Here is a 19,087-nt window from a genome sequence, read left to right as displayed (position 1 = left end):
GCTTGTCTGGCCAAGTACACGCGCCCACTTGTATGACTATCGCCGAATACGGCAAAACGGTGGATTCGTCGCAAACACAAACTATTGGACCGGACGCCGGAAGATCACCGATGCGTTGGTACCGCCAAAACCGAAAGAATTCGACAACGCGACGTTGACCTCGCGCTTCTTCGCCTTGTGCGGCACGAGATCGATCGCAGTCTCGACCGATGGATTGTCCAAGTTGATGGTCGGTGGCACGACATTATCGCGAATCGCGAGAATGGCGAAGATCGCCTCGATCGCGCCAGCCGCACCCAGAAGGTGACCGGTCGACGATTTGGTCGAGGACATCGCGACCTTGGAAGCGGCATTGCCGAGCAGACGCTCGACCGCACCGAGCTCGATCTCGTCACCGAGCGGTGTCGAGGTGCCGTGCGCATTGATGTAGTCGAGATCGGACGCGGTGAGGCCGGCGCGCTTGAGCGCTGCCGCCATGCTGCGGAAGCCACCGTCGCCGTCGGGTGACGGCGAGGTGATGTGGTAGGCATCGCCCGAGAGACCGTAGCCGATCACCTCGGCATAGATCTTCGCGCCGCGGCGCTCGGCGTGTTCGAGCTCTTCCAGGACCAGAACGCCGGCGCCCTCGCCCATCACGAAGCCGTCCCGGTCCTTGTCGTAGGGACGCGAGGCCTTCTCAGGCGTTTCGTTGAAGGCTGTCGAGAGCGCACGCGCGGCGTTGAAGCCGGCAATGCCGATGCGGCCGATCGGCGATTCCGCGCCGCCCGCAACCATGACGTCGGCATCGCCGAGCGCGATCAGGCGGGCGGCATCGCCGACCGCGTGAGCGCCGGTCGAGCAGGCCGTGACCACCGAATGGTTCGGCCCCTTCAGCCCATGCTTGATCGAGACATAACCGGAGGCGAGATTGATCAGGCGGCCCGGAATGAAGAACGGCGAGACCCGGCGCGGCCCGCGTTCCTTCAGCAGGACCGCAGTCTCGGCGATACCGTTGAGGCCGCCGATGCCGGATCCAATCATGGTGCCGGTGGCGCATTTATCCTCTTCGGTCTCGGGATGCCAGTTGGCATCGTCGAGCGCCTGGCCGGCTGCGGCCATGCCGAAGATGATGAAGTCGTCGACCTTGCGCTGGTCCTTCGGCTCCATCCAGATGTCGGGATTGAAAGTGTCGTTGGTGCCGTCGCCGCGCACGACCGTGCAGCCGATCTTGGTCTGAAGATCGGAGACATCGAAGCTCTCGATTTTGCGTGCGCCGCTTTCGCCGTCGAGGATGCGCTTCCAGGTCGGCTCGACTCCGCAGCCGAGTGGCGAAACCATGCCAAGACCCGTAACGACAACCCGCCTCATGTCCGAAAACTCCGCATCGAAAGATTCACGGCCAATAACAAGAAACCGGCTGACCGCTGTTGGGCGGTCCGTCCGGTTTCAATGTTGTCCCCGCGAAAATGAAGAGCGTTAGCTCTTCGCGTTCTTCTCGAGAAACTTGGTGGCGTCGCCGACGGTGAGAATCGTTTCCGCGGCATCGTCCGGAATCTCGCAACCGAATTCCTCTTCGAACGCCATCACCAGCTCGACGGTGTCCAGACTGTCGGCGCCGAGGTCGTCGATGAAGCTCGCAGCGTCGACAACCTTCTCGGGTTCAACACCAAGGTGTTCGACCACGATCTTCTTAACCCGCTCGCCAATCTCACTCATTGCATAACCTCGTGTTGTTCCCTGTAGACCCGACCCCCCGGGACGATACGAGCCGTCGTGGTCGTTGACTGCCTTCGCTTACGAACTTTGATCTGGCCCCATCCTAACCGATGCAGGCCCGGCGAATGACGGCCAAGGCTCCGCATCGCCAATATACAGGGTTTCAAAAACCTGCAATGGCGTTCTTTGCCCATCCGTTGAAGGTCCGGTTATCATACTTCAATTGCGTTGACTACAAGCCTCATTTCGCTCCGGAAACGGCCGTTTGCCGCATTCGGCTGCCCAAGGGGCGGTGCGGCATGAGGCGTCAGATCATGGCCATGCCGCCGTTGACGTGGATGGTTTGGCCGGTGACATAGGCCGCTTCGTTCGAACTCAGGTAGACGGCGGCCGCCGCGATGTCCTCTGGCGTCCCCAGGCGATTGGCCGGAACCTTGGTCAGAATCGTTTCGCGCTGCTTGTCGTTGAGCGCATCGGTCATCGGGGTCTTGATGAAGCCGGGAGCGATGCAGTTCGCGGTGACGCCGCGCTTGGCGTATTCGGCACCCAGCGTCTTGATCATCCCGATCAGGCCTGCCTTCGACGCAGTATAATTGCCCTGCCCCGGGTTGCCGGTGACGCCGACCACCGAAGTGATGGCGATGATGCGGCCGAAGCGCTTGCGCATCATCAATTTGGTTGCGGCGCGGGCAAGCCGGAAGGTCGAGGTCAAATTGATGTTGATGACCTCCTCCCAGTCTTCGTCACGGAGCTGCACGAAGAGATTGTCGCGCGTGATGCCGGCATTGGCGACGAGGATGTCGACCTGTCCCATCGCCGCCTCCGCACCGGGCACCAGCGCTTCGACCTCCTCGACTTTGGAGAGATTGCAGGGCAGCACATGGGTGCGCTCGCCGAGCTTGCCTGCAAGCTCATCCAGCACTTCCTTGCGCGTCCCCGATATCGCGACGGTGGCGCCCTGCGCGTGCAGCGCCTGCGCGATCGCGCCGCCGATGCCGCCGGTTGCGCCGGTGACGAGCGCCTTTTTGCCAGTCAGATCGAACATCGATAACTCCTCCAAGGCACGATCCGGAAACGCGCGCAGCGGTTTTCCGAAAGGGTCGTGCGTCAACTGTAGAACTCGCGCGCGACGACGAATTATCGCGCTTCAGGCCTGCTTGGCAGCAGCCAATGCATCTTTGGCAGCAGCAATGTCGTTGGGACCGCCGACCGCAACGCCGACGGCACCGTCTGCGATACGCTTGACCAGGCCCGTCAGCACCTTGCCGGCACCGATCTCAAAGAAACGGGTGACGCCCTGCCCCGCCATATAGGCAACCGACTCGCGCCACCGCACAGTGCCGGTGACCTGCTCGACCAGGCGCCGGCGGATCTCGTCGGGATCGGTGATCGCGCTCGCCAGCACATTCGACACCAGCGGGGCGGCCGGCGCCTTGATCGTGACCCCGGCCAGCGCCTCCGCCATTGCGTCGGCAGCCGGCTGCATCAGTTTGCAATGGAACGGTGCGGACACCGGCAGCAGCATTGCTCGCTTAGCGCCCTTGGTTTTGGCGATCTCGACGGCGCGATCGACCGCAGCCTTGTCGCCGGAGACGACCACTTGCCCGCCGCCATTGTCGTTGGCGGCTTGGCAGACCTCTCCCTGAGCGGCCTCCTCCGCCACCGCCACGGCGGCCTCGTAGTCGAGGCCGAGCAGAGCGGCCATCGCACCGACGCCGACCGGCACAGCTTTTTGCATTGCGAGACCGCGGATGCGAAGCAGCCGCGCCGTGTCGGAAATCGTCAGGCTGTCGGCCGCGGCCAGCGCCGAATATTCGCCGAGCGAGTGGCCGGCGACGAAGGCCGCATCCCGCCGCACGGAAAACCCGGCTTCGGCCTCCAGCACCCGCAGGGTGGCGATAGACACCGCCATCAGGGCCGGCTGGGCGTTTTGGGTGAGCTGGAGGGTTTCAGCCGGACCATCCCAGATGGTCGCCGTCAGCTTCTCCCCCAGCGCGGCATCGACCTCGTCGAACACGGCGCGCGCCACCGGAAAGGCATCGGCCAGGGCCTTGCCCATGCCGACCGCCTGGGAACCCTGCCCCGGAAATGTGAATGCTGCCGTCATCGGCGCTCCCTGCTTGTCGGGCGTGATCTCTGCGAGAACCGGCAGCCGATGACGCGCGGCCTTAGGCCATGGTTCCGGATCAAGCTCCAAAGGGGGCCGTAGACACTGTCCGGGGCCGGAATGTCAAGCCAAGATGGGAACTTCGATCAGCCTTCGACTGGCAGCCTTCAACCGGAGTGACGGGTTCCTAGAATCCGCCAGCCGTCTGGTTGGCATCGACCTCGGACCCCGCCTGCGCGCGGCGCGCGCTGTTGACCAATTGCCCCGGCCGGTCATCGCGGTTCGGCTTCGCGGTCGCAAGCCGCAGCACGGCGGCGTAACTCGGTTGCACCTCCATCCGGCCCGCATGCCGGCTCTCACTCAGCAAGCGGTGCACCTTCGGCAGATTGTAGCAGGGCACGTAGAACAGGAGATGATGTTCGAGGTGGTAGTTCACGTAGTACGGCGCGATGAACAAGCGCTCGAGGAAATTGGCATAGGTGGTGCGGGTATTGCGCAGGGGATCGTTGCTGTCAGGTACGACCGCGTGCTCTGCGATGTTGCGGATGCGGGTGATGACCATCATCCAGGTCAGGAGCGGCAGCAGCCATAGCAGCGGATAGGCCCACCACACGCCGGCCGCCGTGAGCGCTGCGAACATCGCGCCATTGACCAGACATTGCGGGCCAAGCTTCTCCCACAAATGCGCCGCGCGCTGCCGCGATGGCCAGTCCTTCGGCCCGAGCGCGTTGAGCAATTGCGCCTTGCGCTGCTGGTAGCCGGTCTGCCCGGTGAGGTCGCGAATGAACTTGCGGCGATAGCTCAGCTTCGTGATCGGAAACGGCGCCGACAGCACGAGATCGGGATCGTCCTCCTGCTGGGTGCGCGCATGGTGCTGAAGGTGATAGCGCCGATAGCTGCGCGTCTCCGCAAACAGAGGATAGGCGCAGAACCACTGGCTTAGGGTCAGATTGGTCTTCTCGTCGGGGGACAGGCAGCCATGCGCGCCGTCATGCATGAGGATCGCGAGCCCGAGCTGGCGCGAGCCGATGATGGCAACGGCGAGCACATAAGTGATCGGATTGGGCCACCACGCGACCAAGGCGATTGCCGCGATGATGAGCGCCCAGGCGTGCGCGATCAGCGCGACGCCTTTCCAGGTCACGCGCCGGCGCACGTCGGCAAGTTGCTCGTCGGTCAGGAAATCGCGGGCACGCATGTGAAGCGCAGTCATGGCCTAATCCTCCTCATTCGAATTGCTCGATGCGTCGCGCGCGTCGACGAGGCGCAGCCGCGCAGTGTCATCAGAGGATTTCGCCTGTTCGCCCAGCACGCGCAGCATCTCGGCGCACAGCGCCTCGGGCGAACGGCCCATGGCGTAGCCCTCAAGGATGACGCCGATGGCGACGGCCCAGAACCGCCGCGAACTCTCGTCGGGCGCGCGCAGGGAGCGCCAGCCGTGCCGCGCGACCTGGCTCGCATAGGCCCGCGCACCTTCACTGTGCAGGCGCTCGATGGTGCGCTCGACCAGCGGCGCGAGATCCTGGCGCCGCCGCGTCAGCGTCAGCGCCTCGGCGAAGAAGGCCACCGAATCGCTCGTCGTCACGGTCTCGGCCAGCGCGTGGGTATAATCCCGCGGCGCGCGCGCCTTCAGCGCCGCCTGCTCGGTCGCCCGCGCCAGATACAGCAGCTCGCGGCAGGCGCATTCGACGAACAGCGCCTCCTTGGTACGGAAATAATAGGTGATCTGGCTCGGGAACGCGTTCGCAGCGGCCGCGATGTCGGTGATCGCCGTACCCGACAGCCCCCGCTCCCGAAACAGCGGGCTCGCGGCATCAAGCAGCAGCGAGCGCATTTTGCGGCCGGCCGACCGCGTGGCGCGGGCGGCGTGTTTGGGATCGCCTGCCTCCTTGAGGGGCTCGTGGGCCGGCTTTTCTGCCATTGGAGTTCGCTCCGGTTGATTTATTTGTATGATATACAAACAAACAAATCAAGCCGGTATGATGGTCGGCGGCGGATCCGGCCGCCCGCATGCGATCCCCGCGCCGAAACGGCGCCTGCAACCTTGCCAAGTCAGCCGAAATCCGTATAAGGCGCCCATCCGCAGACCCCGGCCGGGAGCTGAACGGACGGTCTCAGCAAATCATTTGTGATTTTGGTGTGGCAGGGCCAGTCGGCCCGTCGTCCCGTGTTTCCGCCTTCTGAGCTTAATCCCAGAGTCCTTTCCGAAGGCCTCTTAAGGGCTTGACGCCGGGCGATGCGCCAACATGAGGAAAGGACTTCCATGGCTCTCTATGAGCATGTTTTTCTCGCGCGCCAAGACGCGAGCACGCAGCAGGTCGAAGAGCTGACTGCGCAGATGACCGGCATCGTCGAAGGTCTCGGCGGCAAGGTCACCAAGACCGAGAATTGGGGCGTACGCTCCCTCACCTACCGCATGAACAAGAACCGCAAGGCGCATTTCGTGCTGCTCAACATCGACGCGCCGTCCGCGGCGATCGCCGAGATCGAGCGCCAGGAGCGCATCAGCGAAGACGTGATCCGCTATCTCAGCGTCCGCGTCGAGGAGCTCGAGGAAGGCCCGTCCGCGATGATGCGCAAGGCCGACCGTGACCGCGAGCGTGACGACCGTGGCGGCGGCTTCCGTGGCGATCGCGAAGGCGGTGGCTTCCGTGGCGACCGCGAGGGTGGTTTCCGTGGTGGCGATCGTGAAGGCGGCGGCTTCCGCGGTGACCGCGGTCCGCGCCGTCCGCGTGAAGACGCTGAAACCACCACCACCACCACGACGGATGGGGAGTAAGAACAATGGCTGAAGCTGGTGCACGCCGCCCGTTTTTCCGTCGCCGCAAGAGCTGCCCGTTCACGGGCGCGAATGCTCCGAAGATCGACTACAAGGACTCCAAGCTGCTGATGCGTTACGTCTCCGAGCGCGGCAAGATCGTGCCGAGCCGCATCACCGCGGTTTCCGCGAAGAAGCAGCGTGAGCTTGCCCGCGCCATCAAGCGCGCGCGGTTCCTGGGCCTGTTGCCCTACGTCATTCGCTAAAACGAATTCGGCCGGCGGCGACATCGCCGCCGGCCGTACGACCTAGTTTCTCATAAGGCTTCCGGGTCGTCCGGTCGCCGATGGTTGGGGCGAGATGCCTCTAACCGCTCGAAGGGAGCGGGACAGCTGATGATGGCCTTTGGACTGATAGCCCTGATCGCCGGCGCTGCGTCGGCCCTGATGTTCGCCTCGATCATTTCGGGCGCGCTGATCTCGCTCGTCCTGTTCTATCTCGCACCGCTGCCGCTGATGGTCGCTTCGATCGGCTGGGGACCGCTTTGCGCGAGCCTGGGCGGCATCGCCGCCGCGCTTGGCCTCGGCGCCCTGTTCGGCCTGCCCTATTGCATCGCCTTCGCCCTCACCGTCGCATTGCCGGCCTGGTGGCTCGGCCATCTCGTCCTGCTCAGCCGGCCGGTCGGAGCCGCCGCGCCGGAGCCCGCCGCCGAGCCGCCCACCGAGCCTGCGCTGGAGTGGTATCCGGTCGGCCGTATCCTGCTGTGGATCGCGGGCTTCGCCACACTGACCACGATCGCCGCGCTGCTCACGATCGGCACCGACGCGGAGACCATCACCGGCACGCTGCGCCGTGGCTTGATGCGCCTCCTCCGCGCCGCCGACCCGCAGAGCTCCGGCGAGACCGACCAATTCGTCGGCGCACTGGTGCGTATCTTGCCGGCGGGTGCCACCATCGTTGCGATGATGACGCTGACCCTCAACCTCTGGCTCAGCACCAAGGTGACGGCGACGTCGGGCCGGTTGCGGCGCCCCTGGCCGGACCTGATGACCGCGGAGCTGCCGCCGATGACGCTCGTGGCGCTCTGCGTCGCGCTCGCCTTCTGCTTCACCGGCGGACTGCTTGCGATCGCGGCGCAAATCGCGACGGCTGCGCTGATGATGGGGTACGCGCTGACCGGCTTTGCCGTGCTGCATACGCTGACGCTGGCGCTGAAGAGCCGCACCTTCTGGCTCGGCTCGACCTACGCCGTCGTCGTCGTGTTCGGATGGCCCGTCATCGCGATGGTGATCCTCGGCCTCGCCGATGCCGTGTTCGGCCTCCGCGAACGCTTCCTTCGCACGCGCCAGCCACCGCCGCTGCCGACCTCTTGAGTTCAAGTCCGAAAGTTCAAGTTCGAAATTCCACCTCACTCAACACATCAAAGGAGAACGAATATGGAAGTCATTTTGCTGGAACGCGTCAACAAGCTCGGTCACATGGGCGAAGTCGTGAAGGTTCGCGACGGCTATGCCCGCAATTTCCTGCTCAAGCGCGGCAAGGCGCTGCGCGCCACCGCCGACAACCGTGCCAAGTACGACGGCATGAAGGCCGAGCTCGAGGCTCGCAACCTTGAGTCCAAGGGCGAGGCGTCCAAGGTCGCCGAGAAGATCCAGGGCAAGAACATCATCGTGATCCGTCAAGCTTCGGAAGCCGGTCAACTGTTCGGCTCGGTCAACGTGCGCGACATCGTCGTGGCGTTCGAAGCCGACGGCGTTTCGCTGTCCCGCCCGCAGGTTCAGCTCGATGCGCCGATCAAGACCATCGGCAAGCACACCATCACGGTCGCCATCCACCCCGAGGTCGAGGTCGAGATCAGTGTCACCGTGGCGCGCAGCCAGGACGAGGCCGAGCGCATCAACCGCGGCGAGGACATCTCGAGCCGGAACGAAGACCGGGATGCTGCGGCCGAAGCGATCGCAGCCGCCGGCGAGTTCTTCGACCCGGAAGCCCTGCAGGACGACGCCGAGCCGGCGCCGGCCGCGGAAGAGACCGAGAAGTAAGCCTCGCGTTCGCGCAGGCTTTCGAAGCCCGGTCGCCTCAGGCGGCCGGGTTTTTCGTTGTGGCGGCACAATCCTCGCTCAGCATCGCGATCGACGCGAGCGCCGTCGCCGTATGGTCTCGACCCCGGCGCTGACGCAGAAAACGCCGGCTGCGGCGACGGAGACCTGACGGCCCGACTTGATCACCCTCGCCCGGCAGATCCGCTTCTCGCCGACCGCGGGCGACAGCAGATTGAGCTTGTAGCCAAAACGACGAAGGCCGCGCGAGAGCGCGGCCTTCGCATGTCTAAAAATGTGGTCGCCTATCGCGAAATCGGCGGCGTCGGCGGACCGGACGATTCGGCTGGCGCCGGTGGAGTCGCAGCGGTCGCGGGCGGCGCCGGTTCCTGCGACTTCGCTGGCGGTTCGGCGCTCGCGGCGGGCTTGGGAGCAGCCTCTTCCGCCGCCTTGGGCGCAGCTGGCTCGGGGGGCTTCGCGGCGGACGGTGCGGCCGGCGTCACCTGCGGCACCGGATCGGGCCGCAACGCCGGAGCTTCGCTGCCGCGCGGCTCCACCTTGGCGCTTTCCGGCTTGGCCTCGGCGGGCTTGTCGGACGGCTTGCTGCCTTCGGGTTTGCTGCCTTCGGGTTTGCTGCCTTCGGGTTTGCTGCCTTCGGATTTAGCTTCGCCGGAATCCACCTTCGCAGTCTCGGGCTTTGTCTCAGGCTTGGACTCGACCTTCGGCTCGCTCTTCTTGTCGTCTGCCGTCGGCGCCGCGGCATCGACCTTCGGCGCCTCATCACTTCCCGGCTTGCCGCGCTTGCCGAGACGCTTGGCCTTGCGCCCTTCGGGGACAGCCTGGCCCTCGGGCTTCGCACCTTCCTTCGTTCCTTCTTCGGCCGGCCGCGCGGCGCGCTTCTGACGCGCGCCCTCGGCCGCGGGAGCGGCACCCTCGCCTTCCGGCTTGGCGGACTCCTGGGAACGTTGCCGGCGGCCCTGATGTTCAGGAGACTGCGCGGGATTGGTATTGGCTTCCTTGTCCTTATCCTTGGCGCCGTCCTTCTTGTCCTTGCCGTCCTTATGGCCGTCCTTCGCCTGGAAGCGGGTGTCGGTGGCCCCGTTGGAGACGAGGTAGGAGGCAAGCACGCCGGCCATGTCGGGGCTGGTCGTGTAATGCTGGCGCAGGAAGCCCGGCAAGGAGCCCGGCGCCACTGTTTTCAAAAGGCCGCGCGGGCTCTTGTGACATGCATTACAGGTCTGCGCGAAAAGCTGGGATGGGGCCTTGCCGGCCTCGAGGTTCGTCGCCTGCGCGAAAACGGTATCGGTCGCGCCGAAGCCGATCAGAAGCAAGATCGTCGCGAGGCTGAGCGCTCGGCTCGACATTCCCATCATCTCCATTGAATTCCGAGAGGTGCAGCCGGCAGGCGGCGCCGCGGCGGGTCACCTTTTATCCGATTGAGCCGCGAATGGAAGCAGGCACCGCGCGCAAGGATGTGATTAAGCGGTTTTGGAATATCCGCTTTGAGCACAGCGCAATAGCGGGCCCGGGACACCTCCCTAGATCTAGATGCAAGCGCATAGGAACCGCTGAGATGCCCGGGCGTAGGGTGTGAAAGGCCGGGTTAGTCGCATCTCTTCGGGTTCGCTCGAGAGGATGGGTGCCGATGGACCGATTGTTGCGTCAATTCCTGTCTCAATTCATCCGCCGCGGGTCGATGACGGTGACCACGGCGAAGGGCTCGAAGTTCACCGTCGGCGACGGCTCGGGCGAACCGGTCGCAGTCCGCTTCGTCACCGCGGACGCAGAGCGGAAGATCCTCGTCAATCCCGAGCTCGGGCTTGGCGAGGCCTATATGGACGGCGAGTTCATTGTCGAGCATGGCACCATAGCTGATGCTCTCGCGATCCTGCTCGGTCAACCCGACCTGTTGCCGCACTGGGCAAAACCCTGGTGGCACCTGCGCTATCTGGTGCGGCACCTGAAGCAGTTCAATCCGCGCCCGCGATCCCGCCGCAACGTCGCACATCATTACGATCTCGATGCGAGGCTCTATTCGCTCTTCCTCGACGCCGACAAGCAATATAGCTGCGCCTATTTCGAGACGCCGGAGAGCACGCTCGACGATGCACAGCTTGCCAAGAAACGGCACGTCGCCGCAAAGCTGCTCGTCAAGAGCGGCCAGCGCGTCCTCGACATCGGTTCGGGCTGGGGCGGACTTGGGCTCTATCTCGCCGAGATCGCAGGTGCTGACGTCACCGGCATAACGTTGTCGACCGAGCAGTTGCAGATCGCCAATGCGCGCGCAGCCGAAAAGGGCCTGACCGGATCGGCCAAATTCCTGCTTCAGGACTATCGCGACATCGCCGGTCCGTTCGACCGCATCGTCTCAGTCGGCATGCTGGAGCATGTCGGCGCCCGCTTCTACGACACCTACTTCCGGCGCTGCGCCGAGCTGCTGGATAAGGACGGCGTCATGTTGCTGCACTCGATCGGCCGTTCGCAGGGCCCGGACTCCACCAATCCCTGGATCGCCAAATACATCTTTCCCGGCGGCTACATCCCCGCCCTCTCGGAGGTGCTGCCGGCGATCGAGCGGGCGGGCTTGCTGGTCTGCGACATCGAGATTTTGCGCCTTCATTACGCCGAAACCCTGAAGGCATGGCGCGAGCGCTTCATGGCGCGACGCGAAGAAGCCGTGCAGCTGTATGACGAGCGCTTCGCGCTGATGTGGGAATTTTATCTAGCAGCCAGCGAGATGACGTTCCGCAAGCAGCATATGATGAACTTCCAGATTCAACTCACCCGCCGTCAGGGCGTCGTGCCGATGACGCGCAACTACATCGCGCGTGAAGAAGCCCGACTGCGGGCCGTCGAAGCCGGCGCCACGCCGAGGCTGAAGCTGGCTGGTGAATGAGTCCTAGTGGCGCAGGGTCGAAACCGGAGCGGACGGGGAAGAGGCCGTTAAGGCCAATTGCATCCGCAGCGCTTTCAGGATTTCAGGGGCGACCGGTTCCCGACGCACTTCCGGCCGCTCAGCGTGCTCCATGGCCGCGATCAGCCCCGACAGCCAAAGTCGGCTGCCTGCTTCGCTTCGCCAATTCCGGGGCTGCCGTTCTGGCCGCATCGCTTGCCTCGTTCCCTGGTGGCAGATCAGGAGACAACCCCCCGCCCGCTAACCTGTTCCGGCTGTACCCCCGAAAGAATCCGGGGAGATGTGATCTGCTTCACATAAGTCTCGTCAGCCCTGGCTTAGACCGTCGCCATGAGCAACGAGACCAAAACCTCATTCGACGTGCAGGACGACCTCCGCACCGATTACGCCCTGATCGCTACCGGCGTCGGGGCGGCCCTGGTTGCACTGGTCTACCTCCTGCTGGTCTGAACCGAGCCAAAAGCGCCTGGCCGTGGGTCATTCCCGCGCGTCTCGATGTGTCTGCCCGGCACCCCATCAGGTTCACTTCATCCGGCGTTTTCCGGGGTGCGTAACGACCGCATCTAGGCCGCGACCTGGTTCCACGAAATCCGTCAAGCGCGGCGCGTGCTGCGGCGGTCAATCATCCACCATTTTAATGATCGGTTGATAGCGGCGAGCTTTTGCTTCCGCTTTGGGCTGAGGCGGCGCTTTATCCCGGCCCCGCATCCGCCCCAGAAAATTGCTATCGCTCGACCATGGCCCTGACTGATTCGAACGTTCTCAAACTCGCGCCCGAAGCCGGAACCCCGGCCTATCGGAGCGCGCCGCATAACATCGAGGCGGAACAGAGCCTTCTGGGCGCGATCCTGGTCAACAACGACGCGTTTTACCGCGTCTCCGATTTTCTGGAGCCGAAGCATTATTTCGAGCCGCTGCACCAGACCATCTTCGAGACCGCCAGCAGCCTGATCCGGATGGGCAAGATCGCGACGCCCGTCACCCTGAAGACCTTCCTGCCCGCCGACACCGACATCGGCGGCATGACCATCGGGCAATATCTGGCGCGCCTCGCCGCCGAAGCGACGACCATCATCAATGCGCAGGATTATGGGCGCACCATCTACGATCTGGCATTGCGACGCGACCTGATCGGCATCGGCGAGGACATGGTCAATGTCGCCTATGACGCCCCGGTCGACTTCGCGCCGCGGGCGCAGATCGAGGACGCCGAGCGCCGCCTCTACGAACTCGCCGAATCCGGCCGCTATGACGGAGGCTTCCAGAAATTCTCGCAGGCGCTGACGCTTGCGGTCGATCTGGCCGCGAAAGCGTTCCAGCGCGACGGAAAGCTGTCGGGCATCTCGACGGGCCTGCGCGACCTCGACACCAAAATGGGCGGGTTGCAGCACTCCGACCTCATCATCGTCGCCGGCCGCCCCGGCATGGGCAAGACGTCGCTAGCGACCAACATCGCCTACAACGTCGCCCGGGCCTATGTTCCAGAACTCCAGGCCGACGGCACCATGAAGGCTGCCCATGGCGGCGTCATCGGCTTCTTCTCCTGCGAAATGTCGGCCGACCAGCTCGCCACGCGTATTGTGGCCGAGCGCACCGGCATCCCTTCCTCCTCGATCCGCCGCGGCGGCATCTCGGAGGCCGATTTCGAGAAGATCCGCGAGGTCTCGATCGAGCTGCAGTCGCTGCCCTTCTATGTCGACGAGACCGGCGGTCTCTCGATTGCGCAGCTCATGGCGCGCGCCCGCCGGCTGAAGCGGCAGAAGGGCCTCGACCTCATCGTCATCGACTACATCCAGCTCTTGTCGGGTTCGGGCAAGCGCAGCGAAAACCGCGTGCAGGAAATCACCGAGATCACGACCAGTCTGAAGGCGCTCGCCAAGGAACTCAGCGTGCCCGTGATTGCCCTTTCGCAGCTCTCGCGCCAGGTCGAATCGCGCGACGACAAGCGGCCACAGCTCTCGGATTTGCGCGAATCCGGCTCGATCGAGCAGGACGCCGACGTCGTGCTGTTCGTCTATCGCGAGGAATATTACCTCGGAAACAAGGAGCCGCGCCCGGGCACACCCGAGCACGAAAAATGGCGCCTGGACATGGATCTTGCGCACGGCAAGGCCGAAGTCATCATCGGCAAGCAGCGCCACGGCCCGACCGGCACCGTCGATCTGGCCTTCGAAGCGTCGGTCACCCGGTTCGGCGACCTTGCGCCGGACAGCCAGGTGCCGGACCGCGGCGGCGGCGACTACTGAGTTCCCTGGGTTGAACCTGACCGGCCTCTTGCGTAAAACGGCGCCATGACAATGGCGTCCGACCCGAAAATGATCCCGCAATCCGGCCTTCTCTCCGCGGAGGCCAATCAGGCTGCCGCGCTCGCGACCTTCGGCGGCGTGCTCACCGTCGATCTCGATGCCATCATCGCCAATTGGCGCAAGCTCGAGAAGACGGCGGTGCCGGCCGAATGCTCGGCGGTGATCAAGGCAGACGCCTATGGCTGCGGCGCCGAGCAAGTCGCGCGTGCCCTGAACAAGGCCGGCTGCAAGACCTTCTTCGTCGCCACCATCGGGGAAGCGCGCAAGGTGCGCGCGGCGGTGCCGGAGCCTGCGATCTACGTGCTCGGCGGCTATTTCCAGAACACCGGCGAGCACTACGCCCAGATCAACTGCCGCCCCGTGATCGGCGATCTCAACGAGCTCGCCGAATGGGACGTGTTCTGCCGCCGCACCGGCTGGACCGGTGGCGCCGCCATCCACATCGACACCGGCATGAATCGGCTCGGCCTGACGCTCGCGGAAGCGCAGGCCATTATCCCCCGCATCAACGCCGGCGATCACGGCATTACGCTGGTGATGAGCCATCTGGTTTCGGCCGAGCAGCTCAACAACCCGGTGAATGCCAAGCAACTCGCGGCCTTCCGCGGCATCGCCAGCGAATTCTCCGGCGTGCCGGCGGCGCTCGCCAATTCGTCCGGCGTCTTCCTCGGCGCGCCCTTCCAGTTCGACATGGTGCGGCCGGGCGCCGCGCTTTACGGCGTCAACCCGACGCCGGAGGCTGACAATCCGATGCAGCCGGTGGTCGATCTCAAGGCCCGCATTGTGCAGATCCGCAATGTCGAGCGCGGCGAGAGCGTCGGCTATGGCGGCACCTGGACGGCACGGCGACCGACGAAACTCGCGATCATCGCGGTCGGTTATGCCGACGGCTATTTCCGCGCCGCAAGCTCCAATGACGGCACCCGCGGCGCCGAGGTCATCGTCGCCGGCAAGCGCTGTCCGGTCGCCGGCCGCGTTTCGATGGACCTGATCGCGATCGATATCACCGATCTGCCGCCGAATGCGGCGCGGCGCGGCCACATGGTCACGCTGCTCGGCGAGGGCATCACCGTCGACGAGCTCGCGCATCATTTCGGAACGATCGGCTACGAGGTGCTGACCAGCCTCGGCCGCCGCTACGCCCGCATCTACAAGGGCGGAAATGTGGTGGAGCCGCTGGCCAAGCCGGCTTCCGCGCAGGCGGTCGAGCAGCAGACGCCCGCTCCGCCATCGATCGAACAGCCCGCAAGCGCGCCGCCGCTGCCGGGCTGAGCGACTTGCCGCCTACTTCTTTTTCCTGCTGTCCAGCGCCGTCTTGCAGGTTGCGCTGAGCTTGTCGCGCTTGGCGTTGAGGCAGGCGACGATGCCGCCGCCCGGCGCAATGCCGGCGCAGAATTTGTCGTAGTCGGCCTTGCACGCGCCGCGCGGATCGGATGATTGTGCCGAGGCAACCCCGGAGAACGCAACGGCGACGGCGATGACGGCAAAGCTCAACTTGGACATTGTTTCTCCGGTAACGGAAGGCAGGAGCCGGTAGCTCTACATGAAGATCGCGACATTCAACATCAACAACATCAATCGCCGCCTGCCCAATCTGTTGGCATGGATGCGAACGGCGAAGCCAGATGTCGTCGCACTTCAGGAGTTGAAGGCAAGTGATGGCGAATTTCCGGCGACCGCGATCGAAAAGGCCGGTTACGGCGCAGTGTGGTGTGGACAGAAGACCTGGAACGGCGTCGCCATCCTGGCCCGCAATGCCGAGCCCATTCTCACCCGCGATCGCTTGCCGGGAAAACCTGCCGATCACGAAGCCCGCTACATCGAGGCCGCGGTACGCGGTGTCATCGTCACCAGCATCTACCTGCCGAACGGCAATCCGCAGCCGGGACCGAAATTCGACTACAAGCTCGACTGGTTCGCGCGGCTCAAGCGCCATGCCAGAACCTTGCTCAAGCAGGAGCTGCCCGTGGTGCTCGCCGGCGACTACAACGTTGCACCTGATGAGCTCGACATCTATCCGACGCGCTCGTGGGACAAGGATGCCTTGATCCAACCGAAGAGCCGTGCGGCCTTTGCCTCGCTGCTGGCACAAGGCTGGTGTGACGCGATCCGCGAACTGCACCCCGAGCAGCGCATCTACACCTTCTGGGATTACAAGCGAAACCGCTGGCCGCGAGATGCGGGCCTGCGGCTCGACCATGTCCTGCTCAGCCCTGCCCTCGTCTCACGCCTGGCAAAAGCCGGCGTGGACAAGAAGGTTCGCGGCGAAGAAGGCGCGAGCGACCACGCACCGGCGTGGGTCGTGCTGCGCTAGGTCAACGCCCGTAATACTCCTGCACCGTGTCCCACGCTGCTTTCTGCAGCAGCTCCACCGTCGGGCCGTCCAGTCCCATCGTGTAGGAATTGCCGACCGGCGAGCGGCCGGTCAGCGCGGCGAACGTCACGCAGGTCGCCAGATATGTGCCTGCGGGGCTCGGGTGCCGCTTGTCCGGCGCATACAGATTGAGCTCGGGCTGCAGCTTGCGCACGCGCGCGAAGGCAAAACCTGCGGGGATCACCAGCGCATCATTGGCATTGCCTGCGATTGTGTAGGCCTCGGCCAACGCTTCCGTCATCTCAGGCTTGTCGGCGTAAGCCCAGGACATGAACAAGACCGGCCGCATGCCGTTGGCGCGGACGATCTCGCTGTCCTTCTTTACGAAGGTCGTGAACGCGTCCTTCAATTGCGGATGGATGGGGCACTGGCTGCAATCCATCATCACGACGGCGTCGTACTGCCTGCCCGGCTTGTTGAAGACGACGTTGTTCTGCTCGTCGAACGAATAGGCGCCGAGGCCACCCGGCCGCAGCAGGTTGTCCATGTCATGCCAATCGAGGCCGGAACCGCCGATCGTCGCCATGGTGTTGCGATAGGCCGTCTTGTTTTCAGGGTCCGCAGCCCGCTCCATGAAGGAGAGATGCCCGGGCATGCCGTTGTTGTAATAGAAGAAGCTGTTGCCGACGAACAGCGCGGCCTTGGGGAAATCCGGTCCTGATGTCGTGACCTTGGGCCTGGTCTGCGCCTGCGCATTGAAGCCGGCTACAACGGCCAGACACATCGCGAGCATCACTCGCGCGAAAAGACGCATCATCGGCTTCCTCCCCTTTTTCTGTCGGGCCGGAAACAGATCAGCTTTTCAAGAGGGCCTCAAGAGCACGGACGAGCAGCAGACATGCGCGAGAGCGCATGCTCACCATAAATTCTTGCCATCGATCATGGTCACCGGCACGGTCTCGAGATCGAACTCGTCGAACAGGCGCGCGTTGACGGCGACCCTCGGATTGTCGAAATCGGGCTTGCCGGTCGACCAGTCCGGCGACTCCGAATAGGTACCGCAGCCGCAGCTTGCGCAGAAATGGTGTTTGACCGTTCGGCTGCCCCAGAGATAGGTCGCGAGGTTCTCCGCGGGCGACAGCAGCCGAAACTGCGCCGGCGTGTAATAGGCCCACAACGCGCCGCGCTTGGCGCAGAGCGAACAGGTGCAACGGGTGACGCTCGCGGGCGCCTCCGTCACCTCGAACACCTTCTCACCGCAATGACAGCTTCCCTCGACCCGCATGACCCACTCTTTGTTTTGTCAGGAGATGGTCGTAGCCGGACCCTGCTGCCAACATGCTGTCAGCAGCGCGCAGCCGGACTTGCCCCATGTGCTGCGAGCACCGACTTGCCGCGCCAACTCAACAAAAACATGAAAAACAACCCCATGCACAGTAGCCGATGGCTGGCAAATCAATGGGTTACGCATGCTCCGAAACACTGATTTGACGCGTCGGGCAAACACTGGCGGGATGTTTTCAGAAGCGGTCGTCGACACGGTGGAGCGTGGACTTCATCGCAGCAGCGCGTCATGCGATGCGAAGGGCCTACGGGAGACAGCTCGGGCTTCGATATGAAGGGGCAGCCCGTCGACGCCCCTCTTCGGGGACGTCGACGGCATGAAATTGCGATGGCAAATTGCAATCCTTGGTGCTGCTCTAACCGGCGCAGCTCTGAGCTACGCTTATACTCATACCGCAATCGGGGTGACTGAGCCGTGCCGGAGAAGTTCTCCGGGCGAGGTGGTGGTCTGTCCTCCGCCCTACAAGCCATAAATTGTTGTGCCTGTCACAAGCTTCGGGCCGGATGACCTCGTAGGCGACTTGAATTGCCTCCTTGTCCTCCGTTTCAGGATGAGGACGGAGGACGAATTACTGCGCCTCGGCGATCTTCGCTCCAGATGATGGCATCTGCGCGTGAGTTGCCGAGGGCCGGTTCGGCGGTGATGCCGGGTCCGGTAACCGGAACGCGGCGTCGGCTGGCGCTCCCTGGGGTGCTCGGCGGGCAACGGTCGTCGGAAGCACGATCACTTTCGCGCCGACTTTCACGCGATCATAGAGGTCAACGACGTCCTCATTGGTCAGTCGGATACAGCCGGACGAGACCCGCTTCCCGATCGTATCGGGCTTGTTGGTGCCGTGAATTCGATATTCGGTCTCGCCCAGATACATCGCCCGAGCGCCGAGCGGGTTGCCAGGACCTCCGGCCATGAACCGCGGCAGATAAGGCTGACGCGAGACCATCTCCGCAGGCGGATGCCAATCCGGCCATTCTGCCTTACGAGCCACAGTCTGCTCACCGGACCATGTGAAACCTTCGCGGCCAACACCGATGCCATAGCGCAGTGCCTGCGCGTCGTTCAGAACGAGATAGAGGAATGTGTTCTTGGTATCGATGATCACGGTGCCCGGCGTCTGGCGGCTGGCGTAGTCAACCACCTGCCGCACGAATGCTCCGGGAACGTCAGCCGCTTTGGGCGGTTCGACCAGAGGCGCCGGGGCCGTAAGCGGAGCCGAAGCCGGCGTCGGAGCTGATGCATGAACAGGCGCTGAGACGTAAACCGGAGTTGATGACGCTTGGGCTTCGTGCGCGGACGGCTTTCGTGCCGGTTGCACGTTCGCCGGTCGGGACAGCAAGCCGTACCCCAACGCTGCGACGGCGACGGCGCCAACTGCAACTCTCGCGGCCATCGGGATTGCGAACGTCTGCGCCTTTCCGCGTTTGGCTCGCTTACCCATACTCTTCTTCCCCCAGGTCACTATGCCCAAGAGAGGTACCCAGTAAGATTTAAGAAACTTCGAAGCGATTTCGCTCAGACTGGAACCGTCGGCGATGGTTAACGCCGGGCTCTCGGCAAGATAAGGTTCTCTCGCCTCGCGGATCGCCCGCGCCGCGGGCCGCGGCTAAACTCT

Annotated in this window: 19 protein-coding genes and 1 pseudogene; 8 read left to right on the top strand and 12 right to left on the bottom strand. The window is 64.0% G+C overall.

The genetic code is table 11. The annotated features are described in order from the left end of the window. Nucleotides 1-81: 81 nt before the first annotated feature. The 6 genes from fabF to IVB36_RS09790 form a co-directional block, all read right to left on the bottom strand. Nucleotides 82-1,347: a beta-ketoacyl-ACP synthase II gene (fabF, locus tag IVB36_RS09815; RefSeq protein WP_026233736.1), complete on the bottom strand. Its 1,266-nt coding sequence runs from the start codon at nucleotides 1,345-1,347 to the stop codon at nucleotides 82-84. Between the two features lie 108 nt (nucleotides 1,348-1,455). Beyond that, nucleotides 1,456-1,695, bottom strand: coding sequence for an acyl carrier protein (locus IVB36_RS09810; RefSeq protein WP_006020277.1), 240 nt, complete (start codon nucleotides 1,693-1,695; stop codon nucleotides 1,456-1,458). A 307-nt stretch (nucleotides 1,696-2,002) separates the two neighbouring features. Beyond that, on the bottom strand, nucleotides 2,003-2,740 hold the full coding sequence (fabG, locus tag IVB36_RS09805) for a 3-oxoacyl-[acyl-carrier-protein] reductase (RefSeq protein WP_026233737.1): 738 nt from the start codon (nucleotides 2,738-2,740) through the stop codon (nucleotides 2,003-2,005). Between the two features lie 102 nt (nucleotides 2,741-2,842). Then, on the bottom strand, nucleotides 2,843-3,802 hold the full coding sequence (gene fabD, locus IVB36_RS09800; RefSeq protein WP_026233738.1) for an ACP S-malonyltransferase: 960 nt from the start codon (nucleotides 3,800-3,802) through the stop codon (nucleotides 2,843-2,845). Nucleotides 3,803-3,989: 187 nt separating this feature from the next. Next, complete coding sequence (locus IVB36_RS09795; RefSeq protein ID WP_247391386.1) at nucleotides 3,990-5,015, bottom strand: fatty acid desaturase family protein; 1,026 nt, start codon at nucleotides 5,013-5,015, stop codon at nucleotides 3,990-3,992. 3 nt (nucleotides 5,016-5,018) lie between these two features. Next, entirely contained in the window at nucleotides 5,019-5,723 is a 705-nt protein-coding gene (locus tag IVB36_RS09790) for a TetR/AcrR family transcriptional regulator C-terminal domain-containing protein (RefSeq protein ID WP_247368408.1), read from the bottom strand. Nucleotides 5,724-6,065: 342 nt separating this feature from the next. On the opposite strand from IVB36_RS09790, the gene rpsF reads away from it, so the two are divergent. The 4 genes from rpsF (at nucleotide 6,066) to rplI (ending at nucleotide 8,602) form a co-directional block, all read left to right on the top strand. After that, nucleotides 6,066-6,581, top strand: a complete 516-nt coding sequence (gene rpsF, locus IVB36_RS09785; protein WP_085352909.1) for a 30S ribosomal protein S6 — start codon at nucleotides 6,066-6,068, stop codon at nucleotides 6,579-6,581. 5 nt (nucleotides 6,582-6,586) lie between these two features. Continuing rightward, a complete protein-coding gene (gene rpsR / locus IVB36_RS09780) occupies nucleotides 6,587-6,826 on the top strand; it encodes a 30S ribosomal protein S18 (protein ID WP_007592020.1) in 240 nt (79 codons plus the stop codon). A 129-nt stretch (nucleotides 6,827-6,955) separates the two neighbouring features. Continuing rightward, the gene (locus IVB36_RS09775) at nucleotides 6,956-7,933 is read left to right on the top strand and encodes a hypothetical protein (protein WP_204510986.1); all 978 of its coding nucleotides are present in this window, start codon (nucleotides 6,956-6,958) and stop codon (nucleotides 7,931-7,933) included. Between the two features lie 63 nt (nucleotides 7,934-7,996). After that, nucleotides 7,997-8,602 carry a 50S ribosomal protein L9 gene (gene rplI / locus IVB36_RS09770; protein ID WP_007609316.1) on the top strand — a complete coding sequence of 202 codons (606 nt, stop codon included), beginning with the start codon at nucleotides 7,997-7,999 and terminating at the stop codon, nucleotides 8,600-8,602. A gap of 37 nt (nucleotides 8,603-8,639) precedes the next feature. Here rplI and IVB36_RS09765 read toward each other — a convergent pair. Both IVB36_RS09765 and IVB36_RS09760 read right to left on the bottom strand, forming a co-directional pair. Continuing rightward, nucleotides 8,640-8,845: pseudogene (locus IVB36_RS09765) on the bottom strand (PaaI family thioesterase); the annotation flags it as partial. A 59-nt stretch (nucleotides 8,846-8,904) separates the two neighbouring features. Next, nucleotides 8,905-9,963, bottom strand: a complete 1,059-nt coding sequence (locus tag IVB36_RS09760) for a hypothetical protein (RefSeq protein ID WP_247391383.1) — start codon at nucleotides 9,961-9,963, stop codon at nucleotides 8,905-8,907. A 281-nt stretch (nucleotides 9,964-10,244) separates the two neighbouring features. On the opposite strand from IVB36_RS09760, the gene IVB36_RS09755 reads away from it, so the two are divergent. The 3 genes from IVB36_RS09755 (at nucleotide 10,245) to alr (ending at nucleotide 15,091) form a co-directional block, all read left to right on the top strand. After that, entirely contained in the window at nucleotides 10,245-11,495 is a 1,251-nt protein-coding gene (locus IVB36_RS09755; RefSeq protein WP_018459125.1) for a cyclopropane-fatty-acyl-phospholipid synthase family protein, read from the top strand. 755 nt (nucleotides 11,496-12,250) lie between these two features. After that, nucleotides 12,251-13,759: a replicative DNA helicase gene (locus IVB36_RS09750; RefSeq protein ID WP_018459126.1), complete on the top strand. Its 1,509-nt coding sequence runs from the start codon at nucleotides 12,251-12,253 to the stop codon at nucleotides 13,757-13,759. Between the two features lie 51 nt (nucleotides 13,760-13,810). Continuing rightward, nucleotides 13,811-15,091, top strand: coding sequence for an alanine racemase (alr, locus tag IVB36_RS09745; RefSeq protein WP_018459127.1), 1,281 nt, complete (start codon nucleotides 13,811-13,813; stop codon nucleotides 15,089-15,091). A 12-nt stretch (nucleotides 15,092-15,103) separates the two neighbouring features. On the opposite strand, the gene IVB36_RS09740 is transcribed toward alr, so the two are convergent. Next, nucleotides 15,104-15,322 (bottom strand): hypothetical protein, encoded by a 219-nt coding sequence (locus tag IVB36_RS09740; protein ID WP_018459128.1) that lies wholly within the window; start codon nucleotides 15,320-15,322, stop codon nucleotides 15,104-15,106. A 40-nt stretch (nucleotides 15,323-15,362) separates the two neighbouring features. Here IVB36_RS09740 and IVB36_RS09735 point away from each other — a divergent pair, with 40 nt between their 5' ends. Beyond that, the gene (locus tag IVB36_RS09735; RefSeq protein WP_018459129.1) at nucleotides 15,363-16,133 is read left to right on the top strand and encodes an exodeoxyribonuclease III; all 771 of its coding nucleotides are present in this window, start codon (nucleotides 15,363-15,365) and stop codon (nucleotides 16,131-16,133) included. 1 nt (nucleotide 16,134) lies between these two features. Here IVB36_RS09735 and IVB36_RS09730 read toward each other — a convergent pair whose 3' ends face one another. From IVB36_RS09730 to IVB36_RS09720, 3 genes are all read right to left on the bottom strand, one after another. Then, on the bottom strand, nucleotides 16,135-16,950 hold the full coding sequence (locus IVB36_RS09730; protein WP_018459130.1) for a hypothetical protein: 816 nt from the start codon (nucleotides 16,948-16,950) through the stop codon (nucleotides 16,135-16,137). A 99-nt stretch (nucleotides 16,951-17,049) separates the two neighbouring features. After that, nucleotides 17,050-17,418, bottom strand: coding sequence for a GFA family protein (locus IVB36_RS09725; protein WP_247391381.1), 369 nt, complete (start codon nucleotides 17,416-17,418; stop codon nucleotides 17,050-17,052). A 628-nt stretch (nucleotides 17,419-18,046) separates the two neighbouring features. After that, the gene (locus IVB36_RS09720; protein WP_247391450.1) at nucleotides 18,047-18,913 is read right to left on the bottom strand and encodes a L,D-transpeptidase; all 867 of its coding nucleotides are present in this window, start codon (nucleotides 18,911-18,913) and stop codon (nucleotides 18,047-18,049) included. Nucleotides 18,914-19,087: the final 174 nt, after the last annotated feature.

The organism is Bradyrhizobium sp. 35 (assembly GCF_023073215.1).
In the GTDB taxonomy this organism is placed as follows: Bacteria; Pseudomonadota; Alphaproteobacteria; order Rhizobiales; family Xanthobacteraceae; genus Bradyrhizobium; species Bradyrhizobium canariense_D.
Note: the sequence above shows the minus strand (reverse complement) of the source record. Positions and strands in the feature narration are given on the sequence as shown.